The sequence below is a fragment of the Streptomyces sp. NPDC005262 genome, from assembly GCF_042872425.1.
Classification (GTDB): Bacteria; Actinomycetota; Actinomycetes; order Streptomycetales; family Streptomycetaceae; genus Streptomyces.
Genome location: NZ_JBIAKK010000003.1, coordinates 290,025 through 304,758, shown reverse-complemented (window position 1 = coordinate 304,758; position 14,734 = coordinate 290,025). Strand labels below are relative to the sequence as shown.

8 protein-coding genes are annotated in these 14,734 nt (G+C 70.5%); 5 read left to right on the top strand and 3 right to left on the bottom strand.

Going from position 1 to position 14,734, the window contains the following annotated elements:
- The first annotated feature begins 51 nt into the window (after positions 1-51).
- Both mptB and ACFYP5_RS11245 read left to right on the top strand, forming a co-directional pair.
- Positions 52-1,410 carry a polyprenol phosphomannose-dependent alpha 1,6 mannosyltransferase MptB gene (gene mptB, locus ACFYP5_RS11250; protein WP_389033578.1) on the top strand — a complete coding sequence of 453 codons (1,359 nt, stop codon included), beginning with the start codon at positions 52-54 and terminating at the stop codon, positions 1,408-1,410.
- Positions 1,407-2,537, top strand: a complete 1,131-nt coding sequence (locus ACFYP5_RS11245) for a glycosyltransferase 87 family protein (RefSeq protein ID WP_389033576.1) — start codon at positions 1,407-1,409, stop codon at positions 2,535-2,537. The genes mptB and ACFYP5_RS11245 overlap by 4 nt, the downstream gene beginning before the upstream one ends.
- A 123-nt stretch (positions 2,538-2,660) precedes the next feature.
- On the opposite strand, the gene ACFYP5_RS11240 is transcribed toward ACFYP5_RS11245, so the two are convergent.
- Both ACFYP5_RS11240 and ACFYP5_RS11235 read right to left on the bottom strand, forming a co-directional pair.
- Positions 2,661-3,602: a YbhN family protein gene (locus tag ACFYP5_RS11240; RefSeq protein WP_389033575.1), complete on the bottom strand. Its 942-nt coding sequence runs from the start codon at positions 3,600-3,602 to the stop codon at positions 2,661-2,663.
- Positions 3,603-3,971: 369 nt separating this feature from the next.
- Positions 3,972-5,861, bottom strand: a complete 1,890-nt coding sequence (locus ACFYP5_RS11235) for a LamG-like jellyroll fold domain-containing protein (protein ID WP_389033572.1) — start codon at positions 5,859-5,861, stop codon at positions 3,972-3,974.
- A gap of 311 nt (positions 5,862-6,172) precedes the next feature.
- Here ACFYP5_RS11235 and ACFYP5_RS11230 point away from each other — a divergent pair, with 311 nt between their 5' ends.
- Positions 6,173-6,601 (top strand): PPOX class F420-dependent oxidoreductase, encoded by a 429-nt coding sequence (locus tag ACFYP5_RS11230; protein ID WP_389033569.1) that lies wholly within the window; start codon positions 6,173-6,175, stop codon positions 6,599-6,601.
- A gap of 404 nt (positions 6,602-7,005) precedes the next feature.
- Positions 7,006-7,773 carry an NPP1 family protein gene (locus ACFYP5_RS11225; protein WP_389033567.1) on the top strand — a complete coding sequence of 256 codons (768 nt, stop codon included), beginning with the start codon at positions 7,006-7,008 and terminating at the stop codon, positions 7,771-7,773.
- A 115-nt stretch (positions 7,774-7,888) separates the two neighbouring features.
- On the opposite strand, the gene ACFYP5_RS11220 is transcribed toward ACFYP5_RS11225, so the two are convergent.
- A complete protein-coding gene (locus tag ACFYP5_RS11220; protein WP_389033564.1) occupies positions 7,889-11,968 on the bottom strand; it encodes a discoidin domain-containing protein in 4,080 nt (1,359 codons plus the stop codon).
- 470 nt (positions 11,969-12,438) lie between these two features.
- Between ACFYP5_RS11220 and ACFYP5_RS11215 the strand changes: the two genes are divergently transcribed.
- Complete coding sequence (locus ACFYP5_RS11215; protein WP_389033562.1) at positions 12,439-14,550, top strand: glycoside hydrolase family 27 protein; 2,112 nt, start codon at positions 12,439-12,441, stop codon at positions 14,548-14,550.
- Positions 14,551-14,734 lie beyond the last annotated feature (184 nt).

Genomic DNA, 14,734 nt, shown 5'->3' with positions numbered 1-14,734 from the left:
GTCTCCCTGGCGGTCGGCTGCCGGTGGCCCGGGCAGGGCTACCGTGCGCGCATGCTGGTACCGGACGTGATCGTCGACCCGCGCCGCTGCCGGTGGCTCGGGTTCGCAGGCTCGGTCGCGGTCGCGATGGGCGGGCTCACTGCGGGGGCGTTGCCGGTGCGGGACGCGGTAGGGCCCTACGGCGGCCGGCTGGGGCTGGCCGGTGCGTACTTCGGGCTGGTGCTCCTGGTCGCCGCGTGGTGGTGGCTGGGGCGAGCGGTGCGCGGGCCCGAACCGCCGGGGGAGCGGTTCCTGTTGGTGACGCTGGGGATCTGGGCGGTGCCGCTGGTGCTGGGGCCGCCGCTGTTCAGCCGGGACGTGTACAGCTATCTGGTGCAGGGCACGATGGCCGCTGCGCACATGGACGTGTACGCACACGGCGCCGACCGGCTCGGCGGGCCGCTGGCCGCGGAGGTGCCGCCGATCTGGCAGCACACGCCGACGCCGTACGGCCCCGTCTTCCTGGTCGTGGCCAGGGCGGCGGTACCGCTGGGGATCGTCGGCATGCGGCTGGTGGCGCTGTTCGGCGTCGCCCTGATGATCGCCTTCCTGCTCGTACTCGCCGAGCGCTGTGGCACCGACCGGTCGGCCGCGCTCTGGTTGGGCGCGCTCAACCCACTGCTCCTGCTGCACCTGGTCGCAGGCGCGCACAACGACGCGATGATGCTGGGGCTGCTCGGCGCGGGCCTGGTGGCGGCGTCCGGACGGTGGCCGTTGTCGGCCGCGGTACTGGTCACGCTGGCCGCCCTGGTGAAGGTGCCTGCCGCTCTGGGGCTGTTCGCGGTCGCGTCGATCTGGTCGACCAGGCTGCACGGGCGTGCCCGGCTGGTCAGGACCGGACTTGCCACCCTTGCCGTCGCGGTGACGACCACGATGGTCGCCACCGCCGCCACCGGCACCGGCTACGGCTGGATCAGCGCCCTCGGTACCCCCGTCTCCGCCCACAACTGGTCTCTAACCGGCACCCTCGGCCGCCTCACCGGCGCCGTGCCCGCCTGGCACTTCCTGGGTGTCGCCGCGATCGCCGTTGTGCTGCTCCTGGTCTGGCGCCACCGCCACGGTCTCGGCCCGGTGTACGCCCTCGGGCTCGGCCTGGCCGCCGTCGCCCTGCTCGGCCCCGCGATCCGCCCCTGGTACGTGCTCTGGGCGCTGTTTCCCATCGCGGCCGCCGCACCGCGGGGCCGGGTGCGCCGCTGGGCAGCCGCCGGCAGTTGTGTGCTCGCCCTCGCCGTACTTCCGGACGGTTTCGCCCCGGACGTAAGGCAGTTGGTGCTCGCGGTGAGCGGCGGCGGACTGGCGGCGCTGGTCCTGCTGACCTGGCGGGCAGCGGCCCGGACGACGGCCCTCGACGCGCCGGGAACGCTGCCGTGAGGCCGCAGCAGCTACTCCGGACGGTGCTCCCGGTCGCCGGCGCCGTGCTCTTCGTAGCGACGGTGCCGTACCACCGGGACTGGTTCGACCTCTACATCTACTACGGGACCGTCGACGACTGGATCCGGCACGGCGGCCGGATCTACGACTACCTGCGGCCCGGGACCGTATACGGCTTCACCTACCCGCCCTTCGCCGCCGTCTGCATGCTGCCCATGCTCCTGGTCGGACGCACCGGCGCGGTGGTGGGCTGCCTGCTGCTCAGTGCGGCCGCGTCGGTGCTGCTGTTGCGCGGTCCGCTGCGGGAACTGCCCGTGGGCCGAGGTGGCTTGGTGGTGACCGGATGCCTCTTCGTGATGCTGGAGCCGGTGCGGGACACCTTCAGTCTGGGCCAGGTGAATCTGCTGCTGATGGCGCTGGTGTACGCGGACAGCGGGCGGGGCCGTTTCGGGGGCGTCGGCATCGGCCTCGCGGCGGCGTTCAAGCTCACGCCGGGCATCTTCATCGGATACCTGCTGCTCACCGGGCGCCGCCGGGCTGCTGCCGTCGCCACGGGTACGGCGCTCGCAGCGACCGCGATCGGTGTGCTGGCGGCGCCGCGCGCGTCATGGGTGTTCTGGACCAGGGCGCTGTGGGACACGCACCGGGTAGGCGCCTTGGACTACGTGTCCAACCAGTCGCTCCAGGGCGCGCTGGCCCGGCTGGGCGCGGCCCGCCCGGTGTGGGTGCTGGCCGTGCTCGTGGTGCTCGGTCTCTGGGCCTACCGTGTGCGCCGGGCGGCCGCGGTCGGTGACGACGAGGCCGGGATGGCCCTCACCGGCCTTGCGGCGTGCCTGATCAGCCCGGTGACCTGGGTGCACCACCTGGTGTGGGCGGTGCCCGCCGTCGCGTTGCTCGCCAGAACCGGCCATCGCGCCGTTGCCGCGGTCCTGTACGTGGTGCTGTGCAGCAGTGTCGTATGGCTGTGGCGTGATGACTCGTCCGGCGTGGACGGTTTCCTCGGCGGGAGCATGTACGTGTGGATCTGCCTGGGGTTGCTGGCGCTGTGGCCGCAGGAGCCCTCCCGGCTTCGGTCTCGCAGCTGTGCTCGGCGCGCGGAGGAGCCGGGCCTGGAGGCAGCGCCCTGAGCCGGCCAGGGGCCGGCTCGACCGGGGTGGCGCTTACTGCTCGGTGTCGCTGTCGATCCGGCTGACGGACCGCGTGGCCGTTCCGCCTGCCGGGGCCGTGACCGTCGCACGACCGGCCGGCTTTCAGACCACCTTCGAGCGCACCAGGGCGCCCAGTACCAGCGCCCCGGGGATCAGCGGCAGCCATACCGTGATTATGCGGTAGCCCAGCACCACGGAGCCGGCGGCTGTGACCGATGCTCCGGCGGCGACGAGGGCGACGACCAGCGCCGCATCGACGGAGCCGATGCCGCCGGGCGTCGGGACGGCGGCGGCCGCGATGCTGGCGGCGAGATACGCGATCGCCACATGGATCACGGGTACCGGTACGTCGACGGCCAGCGCGACCGCGGCCAGTCCGGCGGCCTGCAGGACGGGGAAGGCCAATGAGCCGCCCCACAGGGCGAGCGCCCGGGCGGGCCTGGCATGCAGCGCACGCGCGTCGGTCAGAGCGGTGCCCAGAAAGGTACCGATGACCCTGCGGAGCGGGCGTATGGCGACCATTGCGAGCACTGCCGCGCAGACCAGGCCGCCCGCCGCCCACACGAGTGGGAGGGCGACCGTCTTCGGGACGAGGCCGTCCAGCCGGAGCGCGCCGGGGCTGGCGACCAGGAGCGTGAGCAGGAGCACGACCCGGGCCGCTGCTTCCGCCAGGAGGTACAACGCGAGTGCGGCGGAGGACTGGGTCAGCGGGATTCCGCAGCCCCTGAGGAAGCGCAGATTGACCGCGCCCGCGCCCAGTCCGGCCGGCAGCAGGTGGTTGGCGGCGCCCGAGGCGAACTGGGTGGCGAACAGCCGTCCGGCGGGGAGCGGTTCGAGCACCGCGCCCTGGCGTGCGAAGGACACCGCGACCCAGCCCAGCCCGGTGACCGCCAGCGCGGCCAGCAGCCAGTAGCGGTCGGCGGTGAGGAGCCCGCGGCCGCCGGAGGCGATGACCGGCCAGTTCAGGGCCACCCAGACACCGATGACGGTGATCGGGGCCAGGCAGGCGATCCGGCGCAGGAATGGCATGCGGGGTAGGGCCATCGGTCTCGGTCGTCCCTGCTCGTCGTGCGCCCGTCTGGAGCGGGCTCGCCGACAGCGTCCCCGGCGCGCACGACGTCCCGGCGTCGTGCGACCGACGTCCGGTGGGCGGGGTGGTGGCCGGAAGGGGAGCCGGTACCGCGTCGGTGGCACCGGCTCCGGTCGTCCCGGGCCCGCCCCGGCGCCCGCCGGACTGCGGGCGGGGTGACGGACCATGCTGCTGTGCCCTGTACGCCACCGGATGCCCCGGCCGAAGTAATCTCCCCTCGGCCCGCCGTCCGGAGCACGCAACACGGCCCGGGAGCGACAACCGCGTGGCTCCCGGGCCGGGTACCGGACTCAGGCCGCCGTCCGGCCGCCTGCCGAGGCCGGTTACACGAACGGGGCCATGAAGTCCTTCGGCGTCAGTGCCCGGTCCACGATGCGGGTGTCGCCGATCCAGCCGTAGAAGCTCTGGCCGAACTGCTCGGCGAACTGGGTGCCGCCGATCACGAACGGCTTTCCGAGCGTCGCGATGCCGGTGGCCGGCTGGGACGGGTTCCGGGCGATCTTCGACCCGTCGACGTACATCACCGTGTGGTGACCGTCGTTGACGACCGCGATGTGGGTCCAGCGGCCCACGGGCAGCGCATGGCTCCATGAAGTCGGGTCGGCGTCCTGGACGTGCGGGTAGAGCACGAACTGCAGGAAGCGCTCAGGCGTGACATTGAGGCTGCAGGTGGGCTCCTCCGTCGACCAGCCGGTGGTTTTCCCGGCGTCGCCGTTGCGACCCTCCCAGCTGAGGATGCCCATCCAGGCGTGGTCGCCCTCGAACGGCTCCGGCAGCTTGATGAAGGTCTCGATGGTGAAACCCGAGGTGAACGTCAAGCTGTTCAGCGGTGCCCGGGCGGCCGTGGTGAGGATCGCGCCCCGGTCCGGCGACTTGCCGCCGTCGAAGCGGAGACTGGCGTGGGCAGGCTGCCCGGTATGGTGGTCGGCCGACCAGGTCAGGGCCTTCGAGGCGCTGTCGTGGAGCAGCTGGACCCGCAGGTCGTTGCCGTGCCCCGACAGGTCGTGGGCCACGGTGCCCGCGGTCACCGCGGAACCGGCGGTGCCGGCACCCGCGAGACCGGAGGAGTCGAACCGCCAGTAGGCGACGGTGCCCCGCGGCATCACCCGGGAGGCCGGACGCGGCGCCGGAGGAACCACGGGTGCGAATCCCTGGAACCGCTCCGCGAAGTCGATGTCCAGCGAGAACCGGTCCACCGGACCGGTCAGTTCGATGGTCTCGGCCTCCAGCGGCGTGCGCTTCTCCGGGTCGCGGGCGAGGAACCACGGGGAGAACGTCTCGACGTCGACGGCCTGTCGGACCAGGTCGAAGGAGTAGAGCCGGACCATGCCCGCACCGCCGTAGTAGCGGTCCTGGTAGTTGGTGATGTGCACATGCACGTCATGGCCGGCGTCGTTGGTGAGCACGGTGCGACCCGGAGGCCAGTAGTGGCCGCCGAGTGCCATGAAGATCTGGTCGTTGCCGCGGATGATGCGGTCCCAGAGCCGCTGTCCGTTGTCGGACAGATGGGCCTGGCCGTCGTCCTCCGCCCAGGCGATGTCATGCGTGGTGAGGACGGCCGGCAGGGTCGGGTGGGCGTCGAGGACGCCCTGTGCCCAGGCCAGCCCCTTCTCGGAGGCGCGCCAGTCGAGGGCGAGCACCAGCCACTCGCGCCCGGCCGCCTGCAGCACGTGGTAGCTGTTGTAGCCGTCGGGTGATGCGCCGCCGAAGGTCGGCATGGAGGTGAAGCGCTGTGGCCCGAACGCCCGGAGATAGGCGGTGTCACCGCGCTGGTCGTCAGTGCCCGAGTTGATGTCGTGGTTGCCGGCGAGGACGCTGTAGGGCACCTTGCCGTGGATGGTCCGGAAGGTGTCCGCCGCCAGACCGATCTCCTCCTCGCTACCGTGCTCGGTGACGTCACCCAAGTGCGTCATGAAGACGATGTTCGCCTCCTGGCGCTGGGCCACCAGGTAGTGGAACGTCTCCTTCAGTGGCTCCGGGTCCGCGCTGTCCGCGTCGAAGAGATACTGGGTGTCCGGCAGGACCGCCAGTGCGAAGCGCGGGCTCTCCGCGTCGAAACGGTGGCCGCCGGAGCCGGCTGCTGATGGCTGCGCGGTGGCGGCCTGCGCGGACTGCGTGCCCAGCACCGTGCCGGCCGCTCCGACCGCCGATACGGCCAGCGTCGCCTGCAGCAGACTGCGGCGGCCCGGTCCGGGATGACTGGTTCTGCTCATGTGATCTCCCTGAACTACCCCCGTATGACAGCAGGGATGATGCTGATCGCCGATAGCCGGACGGTGAAGGTGGTCTAAACCACAAGGGCCGGATGGCGGACGCCTTCGGGCGGTGGATGTCGGGGGGGAAGCCGCCGCGGGTGGGCGAACGGCGCGTACCGGGCATCCGGTGACCTCGCGCGTCGTCGCGGTGTTCGGTGATCTCCGGAGTGTGTGTCGATGGTGGATCAGTGGCCGGGACGCATGGAGGGAAAGGTCCGGTCCGCGCGTCAGTTCCGGCCGGCCGGCCTCCCATCGGGCAGCATGCGGCCATGGCACAGAAGATGAGCGACGCCGAGTGGCGCGCATTCGTCATGTCCGGCACCCGAACCGGCAAGCTTTCCACTGTCCGCGCGGACGGCAGCCCGCACATCGCCCCGATCTGGTTCCTGCTCGACAGCGACGACCTGGTGTTCAACACCGGTCAGGACACGGTCAAGGGTCGCAACCTCGCCCGGGACGGCCGGGTCGCGCTGTGCGTGGACGATGAGCGGCCGCCGTTCGGGTACGCGGTGCTGCAAGGTCATGCGGAGCTCAGTGACGCCCTCCCACAGGTCCGGGAGTGGGCCACCCGGATCGCGGCCCGTTATGTGGGCGCCGACCGCGCCGAGGAGTACGGCGCCCGCAACGGCGTCCCCGGCCAGCTGCTCGTCCGGGTACGGATCGACAAGGTGCTCGCCATGTCGGGCATCATCGACTGACGGACCGCGCTCGGGGTGGGCATCGCATCGGCGTGCCGTGGTCGGTGGTCGCCGTCGCCGGTGGGATGCCCTCGTCCGGGACCGCGTCGCATTCCACGACGTCGTCCGGCCGGCTTTCTTGCCGACGGTCACCCCCTTCAGGCCCTCGAAGGTGGTCGTCCTGCTCGCCCGCGTACCGCGCTTCGATTCCGGTTCTTGGTGGTCGATGAGGCCGCCCCCGTCTGCCCGGGTGGTGTGCCCGCCGGGCGCCTCTTGGCCGGCTCTCTCCCTGTGTATTGGCCGGTCCCTCATCGCTTCGTCATCCGACGGTATTCGGTCCGGTCGCCACGTGATTCAACCTGGTTGTGATGGGCATGCCAATCACAGTCGCGTGCCCCCCGCCACGCGTCGACCAGGAGGACGCAGTGAAAAACAGAGCACGGACCCGCAAGGTCTCGCTCGTCGTCGGCAGCGCCGTCGCGCTGGTCATAGCTGTTCCCGGCAGCGCTCTCGCTGCCCCGCCCACCGCCCTGCCCGCGAACGCGGACGGACTGGAGCAGACGTTCCAACCCGCGTACGACTACGACACGGACGGCTGCTACCCCACTCCGGCCATCGGCCCCGACGGGGCCATAGCCCCCGGCCTCAACACCAGCGGGGCCGTCAACGGTCAGTGTCGTGACTCCTGGGACCTCGACAACACCAACGGATACGCCCGCTACAAGTGCAACAACGGCTGGTGCGCCATCATGTACGGACTCTATTTCGAGAAGGACCAGGCCGTGGCCGGCAGCGGGCTCGGCGGGCACAGGCACGACTGGGAGCACGTCGTGGTGTGGGTGCAGAACAACGAGGTCCGCTACGTATCCACCTCCGCCCACGGCAACTTCAACGTCTACGGCCGTGACCAGATCCAGTGGGACGGAACGCATCCCAAGATCGTCTACCACAAGGACGGCGTGGGCACGCACTGCTTCCGGCCCGCCAATTCAGGTGACGAGCCGCCGGAGAACCACTACCACGCGTGGCAGTTCCCCCGCCTGGTCGGCTGGAACGGCTTTCCCGACGGCCTACGGGACAAGCTCAGCCAGGCCGACTTCGGTAGCGCCGTCTTCGGTCTCAAGGACGGCAATTTCAACTACCACCTCGAAAAGGCCAAGCCGGCGAACATCTCGTTCGACCCCAACGCCTGACGGGCGGAAGGGGCGAAGATCCGACCGACGCGCGCATGAACCTCCACGGTGGGTCAAGGGCGCGCGTCGGCGGCGGTGGGGCCGGCCGCGGATGTGGCCGGCCCCGAAGCGGACGCTACGCGTGGGTCACCGTTCGCCCGCTGTTGTATCCCTCGGTCAGCAGCGCGGGCCGTCCCGACCGAAGCGCCTCCGCGGGCCAGGAGAGCGTCACCGTGCGCGACTCCCCGGGCAGCAGCCACACGTAGTTGTCGCTGTAGAGCGTCGGCAGCACACGCCCGCCGCCGTCGGCGTCCAGCAACGACAGCCGTACCATCGACGCGACCGCCGAGCCCCGGTTGCGTATGGTCGCGGTCATGGTGCGGCGCGTCCCCGACCGGGAGACGTGGCCGAGGTCGGCGGTGACCTTGACGGCCCTGGCCTTGTTCAGCGCCTTCATGTCGGCTGTCTCGCGGTAACGCCAGTACGTGTTCTCCGACAGGGTGCTGCCTCGGCTGTCCTCCAGGGTCAGCCGCAGCAGGTGCAAGCCGGGCAGATCCTTCCCGAAGGCGGCCGTGAACGCCGGTGCCGTGTCCGAGGAGGCGACATCCACCTTCGTGCGGTGACCGGACCCGAGCTGCCGCCCGTTCAGGTCGAAGAGCCGGGCCGTGACGGTCACAGCCTTCAGATCGCACGCGGTGTGGTTGACCGCGACGACCTCCCACTTCTGTGGGTCCGCCTGCACATGGACGGCCTCGCAGGCCTTGCGCGCCCCGTAGTAGGTGCCGTTGACATCGAAGTCGTAGTCGTAGGTCTGCCATACGGTGCTGTGCCAGGCCGGGTGGGACATCCAGAGCATCAGGCCGCTGGCGTCCTTCCACAGATTTGCGTTCCAGGCCTCGAACATGGCCCGGGTGTTCTCGTAGTTGACGAACTGTGCCTTCCGGGCGAAGTCGTCCAGGCCGTCGGCGGTGTCGAGCCGGGCCTCGATGGCGGCACGGTAGTTCTGCGGAGCCTGGTTCCCCCTGGTGCTCCAGTCGTGGTAGTACCACGCGTCACCGATCGGCCACTCGGGCTCGTCGCCGACGAGGTTGCGCATGCTCTCCGCGGTGGACACCACAGGCATGCCGATCTCGGTGTGGAAGCCGAAGTGGCCGCCTCCGTAGGTGGACCGGGAGAAGTAGCGTTCCGGCTCCACCCAGCCGTAGGGGCCGCCGCCGGAGATGATGCCGCCTGCCGAGTTGTTCTGGTAGAAGACGCCGGGCGCCTCCGACCGGACAGCCTCGCGCATGCCGGTGTCGATCGCCGCGGGCGGGTTGCCCTCGTTGGCACCGCACCAGACGACGACGCTGGGGTGGATGCGGTAGCGCCGCACGGTGTCCCGTGCCAGGCTGTTGAAGGCGTCGTGGTCCGGTGGGTCCATGGCCCACGCGTTCGGGAAGTCGTTCCACACGAGCATGCCGTACGTGTCACAACTGGCGAAGAACTCCTCCCTGTTGCTGCTGCCGAGCCAGTTACGGATCATGGTGAAGTTCATGTCCCGGTGCATCCGCACCGCCGTGTCCATCCGCTCGGCCGGCATCCGGCGCAGCAACTCGTCCCAGCCCCAGTTGCCGCCCCGGCAGAAGACCCGCACGCCGTTGACGCTGATCTTCAGCGGTTCCGGCGTGTTGTCGACGGACTTCACGTCCGTCCAGGTGTCCCCGTCGTCGGAGATCTGGACGACATACGTCTTGGGGTAGGCGGACTCCCACACGACGACGACGTGGTCGAAGGAGGCGGACTCGCCGAGGTCCACCTGGATCCACTGGTTGTCCTCGTACGCTGAGGACCACCGAGTGCCGGGCTTGCCGTCGGTGGCGTTCTGCGCCGTGTTCGAGCCGTCTTCCGTCGAGGCGGTGGCGGTCTTGTGCAGGGCCAGGTCGGTGCCGGGCGCCGCGCTGTCGATCACCGCAAGGCTCCACAGCGACGTCCCCCAACTCGTCGCCCGCTCACCGCCATTGAGCCGGACATACCGTGCAGTGCGGTGGCCGAGATCCACGCTCTGCAGGCTTGCGTTGGCATTCTGGAACGGCAGCGGCACCGCTGAGTTGTCGACCGACTCCGCATCTGTCCAGCTGTCGCCGTCGGCGGAGACCTGCACCACGTACGTCTTGGCGTACGCCTGCTCCCAGACGAGCTCCACCCGGTCGAAGGAGACCGAATCGCCGAGGGCCACCTGGATCCACTGGTCGTCCTCGAACGCCGACGACCACCGCGTCTTCGCATCCCCGTCCGTGACGTTGGCAGCCTCGTGACCCGGCTCGTCCACGGTCGAGGCGGTGGCGGTTCTGTGCAGGGCCAGGTCGGTGCCGGGCGCCGCGCTGTCGATCACCGAGAGGCCCCACAGTGACGAACCCCAGTCCGTGGTGCGTGTCAGGCACCTGATCCGCACGTACCGCGCCTTCCTGGGGCCCAGCTCCACCGACTGCGTGTACGCGTCGGTCCCGCCGTCGAAGGGCAGCGGCACCGCGTACTCGTATCCGAACTGGCGGATGCCGAACCGTGTGGTGCGCCGGTCACTCTCCTCGCCGTCGACCGATGCGACGAGCGTGAGGTCGTGCAGGGCCGGCTCGCCGTAGCCGTTCGGCCACCACAACTCTGGGTTTTGCAACCGCAGTTGCGTGTACTCGGTGGGTGCGAAGATCACATCGGCGCTCTCACCGCCCGGCACGGTGACGGTCCGCGAGACCCGCACGTCGTCGAACGACGCGGTGACCGTGACCCGCCGCCCGGCGGCATCGGCGTTGCGCACCGGCACCACGATCGTCACCTCGGCAGTCCCGGTGTCGGGCAGCCGGGGGAGTGTGGTGTCGACGCGCGGGTCGCCGATGACCGCGTGCCCCGTCGAGCGCAGCCGCACATGGTTCCAGATGCCGGAGACGCGGTCGCGCACGGCCGGCATCCAGTCCCAGCCGGAGGCGGCCAGGTACGTGGGCGAGTTGCGGTTCATCATGGTGGCGCCGGCGTCCACGAAGGCCAGGCCCGCCTCGCTCTTGTCGCCGGGGCTGCCGGGGACGGGCATCGGTGTGATCCGTACGGCCAGCGCCTGCTCGCCACCGGACGCCAGCAGACGCGTCACGTCGTGGGCGGAGCGGGCGAAGGGGTAGGTCAGCCCGCCCACCTGCTGCCCGTTGAGCCAGATGTCGGCCTTGTGGTTGACGCCGTCGAACTCCAGCCAGACATGGCGCCCCGAGCCGGCACGCAGGCCGCGCGGCAGACGGAAGCCGCGCCGGTACCACCAGGCATGCCGCGACAGGGCCTCCGGGATGTGGAGGTTGTTCATCCCCGAGACCGGGTCGGGCAGGTGGCCCTGGTCCACCAGGGAGCCGAGGACCGTACCCGGCACGGTCGCGGGCAGCCAGCGGCTGGTGTCCGCCGAGGGCAGGGAAAGTTCGGCGCCCTCGGCGCCGGCCCAGTCGTCCATCGTCAGGGTCCAGCCCGACTCGAGCGGGACCGTGCCGTCGTCGGCGACCTTCAGCGCGGGTGCCTCGTGGTTGTGCGTGCCCCAGTCTGTCCACCCGGTGGCGGCGGGCCTGTGGCCCTTGACCGTGCCGTACACCTCGAAGCCGTTGAGACCCAGCGGGTTGGAGTTCGACCGCTTCGTCACGGTCATCCGCACCCAGCGCGCGGTGGAGGGACTGTCCAGCTCGATCTCCACCACCCCGCCGACGCCGGAGGCGGTCCGGTACACCGTGGTCCACGCATGGCGGTCCCGCGAGGTCTCGATGGTGAACTCCACCGCGCAGCTGGACAGGATCTCCTGGCCGGTCGTGCTGTCACGCGGATTGCCACTCGTGGACGGCGTGAAGACGGGGTCGTCCTCGGTGGCTTCGAACGTCAGCCGCAGCGAGTCGACCTCGCACTCGGACTGGAGGTCGACGGAGATCCACTGCGGGTCCCCGGCGGCGGCGCGCCACCCGCTGCCCTTCACACCGGTGGAGTTGAGCCTGTCCACGACGAACTCGCCCGGTGTGGGCGCGTAGTCGACCGACGACACCTCGACCGGGCGGTACACGGCGAGTTCGCCGCGGGAACGGGTTGCGCCGCCTGCGGGGATCGCGGACCCGGCCGCGTGGCTCGTCCCCGGGAGCGCGACCCCGAGCCCGAGGCTTGCGAGCAGTGTGGAGCCGGTCGCGACAACTGCTCTGCGGGAAGGGTGAGATGACTGGTCAGGCATGAGTGACGTGATCCGTTTCAGGTGAATCCCTCAAGAGCAGGCGGCCTGTACGGCCCGCCTGACAACGTTGCCATAGGCTGTAATCCGGTGAGGATTCTGTCAAGAGTCAGCAGGATGTCCGGTTCGTGGAACCTGCGGCTCCGGCCCGGTCCGCCCCCGAGGCGCGGGCGATGTGAGGCACGGGATCCGTCAGGTTCGCGGGGGCCGCCGCGGCGTCGTCCCGGGCCGCCGACGAAGGGGCATGTCCGGTTTTCTTACGGGTCGTCAGGTCTGCCCATGGCGCGTGGCCGGTGGACAAAACGCTCTCCAGGAGTGCGTTTTTAAGTTAATTAGCAATTAATGTTGACAGGTTTCGGGGGTCCGACGACAGTTTCCGCCGTGGCACCGACGCCCTGCGCGATCGCCGGGCGCGCGGTTGCTTCATGGACCCCAACTCTCGGGAGATTTAAGTGACTTCGCATCGTGCAGGGATGGCGCGAGTGCGGCGTACCGTGGTCGTGCTCGGCGCCGTGGTGCTGGTCGGGACAGCAGTTCCCGCGGCTCAGGCCGCGGACGACCAGGGCGCGCCGCAGTACTACGACAGCGGCCTCGCCCCCACGCCGTACATGGGATGGAACACGTACTACGGGCTCGGCGCCCCCACGGAGGACCAGGTCAGAAAGGTCGCCGACCATCTGGTCAGCAGCGGGCTGCGCGACAGCGGCTACGACATCGTCTGGCTGGACGGCGGCTGGCAGGCTGACGCCCCGCGCGACGCGGCGACCGGCCGGCTCGTGGCCAACCCCACCCGTTTTCCTTCGGGGATTCCGGCGCTGGTGACCTATCTTCACCAGCGGGGCCTGAAGGCCGGGATCTACACCGACGCCGGCACCTACGACGGCGGCAAGAGCTGCGGGCTGGGCAGCCGCGGTCACTACGAGCAGGACGCCCGCCAGTTCGCCGGGTGGAAGGTCGACGCGATCAAGGTGGACTTCCTGTGCGGGATCGGCGAAAAGCTTGATCCCGGACCGGCGTTCAAGGAGTTCAGCGACGCCGTGGCCAAGTCCGGTCGGCGGATGCTGCTCAACCTGTGCAACCCGCTCACCGACGACTGGGGTCTGCCGCACACCCCCGAGCAGGACGCGCACAACGCCTTCGCGTACGGGCCGACGACCGCCGATTCCTGGCGCACCGGCACCGACATCGCCTGGGGCAACCCGACGGCGGGGGAGTGGCCCAACATCCTGCGCAACATGGACGCCAACGCCTGGCACCCCGAGGCCCAGGGGCCGGGCCACTACAACGACCCCGACTACCTCATCCCCATGCGCAAGCTCGCCGAGGGCGGCTACGAACTGTCGGAGGAGGAGTCCACCACGCAGTTCGTGATGTGGGCCGAGATGGCCTCGCCGCTGGTGCTGGGCAGCGACCCGCGCACCCTGCCGCAGTCCATGATCGACACCCTGCGCAACCCCGAGATCATCGCTGTGGACCAGGATCCGCTCGGCATCCAGGGCGTGCGTGTGGCGACCGACTCCGTCGGCGACGTGTACAGCAAGGTGCTGAAGGGCGCCGGCAAGCGCTCGGTCGTCCTGCTCAACCGCTCGGACCAGGCGCAGGAGCGTACCGTGCGGTTCTCCGACGCCGGCCTGAACGGCCCGGTCGCGGTGCGCGACCTGCGGGCCCGTTCGGCCCGGGGTACGCACACCGGCTCGTACACGGTGTCGGTGCCCGCGCACGGCACCGTGTTCCTCAAGCTGACGGGTACGGACGACGCCCCCGGCGCACAGCTCCCCGGTCGGTCGTCGGCGAGCCCGGCGCTGGTGCGCGACGGCGACCGGCTGACGGTGTTCACCCGCGGCACCGACGGTGCCCTGCGCGCGCAGACCGCGCGCGGCGGCGACTGGTCGAGGGCCGCGACCACCGATCTGGGCGGTCCGACGCACGGCCGCATCCTCGGCCAGCCTGCCGCCTACGCCTCGTCCGGCGGCCGGATCGACGTCTTCGTCCGCGGCACGGACGACATCGCCTACCGGCGGGTGTACGCCGACGGGCACTGGGGGCGCTGGCAGAGCCTGGGCGGGGCACTGACGGACGCGCCGACCGCTGCCTTCGCCGCCCCGGACGACTGGACGCTGTTCGCGCGCGGCGCGGACGGCAGCATGTGGTCGCGGGGTCCCGCTTCCGGCTGGACTTCACTGGGGACGCCGCAGGACCGGCCGTTCTCAGGGCGGCCGTCGGCCGTCGTCGATGACGCCGGGCGGCTCCACGTGGCCGTACGTACGGCTGACGACGCGGTGTGGTGGCGGACCCGCGACACCTCGGGGACGTGGTCGTCGTGGACCGCGCTGGGCGGCACGACCAGTGGCAGTCCGACACTGGTCGCCTCCGGCGGTACGGTGCACCTGTATGCGCGGGCCGGTGACTACACGCTCTGGCAGCGCAGTTGGACCGCGGCGGACGGTTGGGCCGGCTGGGCTCCGCAGAAGGAGTTCGTGAGCGGTGCCTTCGACGGCGCGCTCGGTGCCGTCGCGGGGCCGGACGGCGGCGTACTGGCCGCCTTCCGCGGGGTGGACGGCCGCGTCCACCGGAGCGAGCTCTGAGCTCCGCCTCACCCGTCCCGTCCCGCTCCATCAGCTCCACCCTGCTCCACCTGGTGTGCCCCCGGGCCGTGCAAGGCCCAGGGGCACACCCTTCGAAGAATAAATTAGTAATTAATCTTGACGATGCTCCGACCTCTGCGACAGGCTGTGTCTGCCGCACCCAGAGCCGGGCCGTCAGGGGGCC

Excerpts from the sequence above, each read along its gene's own strand:
- mptB (WP_389033578.1), top strand. The coding sequence starts at position 52 with ATGCTGGTACCGGACGTGATCGTCGACCCGCGCCGCTGCCGGTGGCTC.
- ACFYP5_RS11240 (WP_389033575.1), bottom strand. The coding sequence starts at position 3,602 with ATGGCCCTACCCCGCATGCCATTCCTGCGCCGGATCGCCTGCCTGGCC.
- ACFYP5_RS11235 (WP_389033572.1), bottom strand. The coding sequence starts at position 5,861 with ATGAGCAGAACCAGTCATCCCGGACCGGGCCGCCGCAGTCTGCTGCAG.
- ACFYP5_RS11230 (WP_389033569.1), top strand. The coding sequence starts at position 6,173 with ATGGCACAGAAGATGAGCGACGCCGAGTGGCGCGCATTCGTCATGTCC.
- ACFYP5_RS11220 (WP_389033564.1), bottom strand. The coding sequence starts at position 11,968 with ATGCCTGACCAGTCATCTCACCCTTCCCGCAGAGCAGTTGTCGCGACC.
- ACFYP5_RS11215 (WP_389033562.1), top strand. The coding sequence starts at position 12,439 with ATGGCGCGAGTGCGGCGTACCGTGGTCGTGCTCGGCGCCGTGGTGCTG.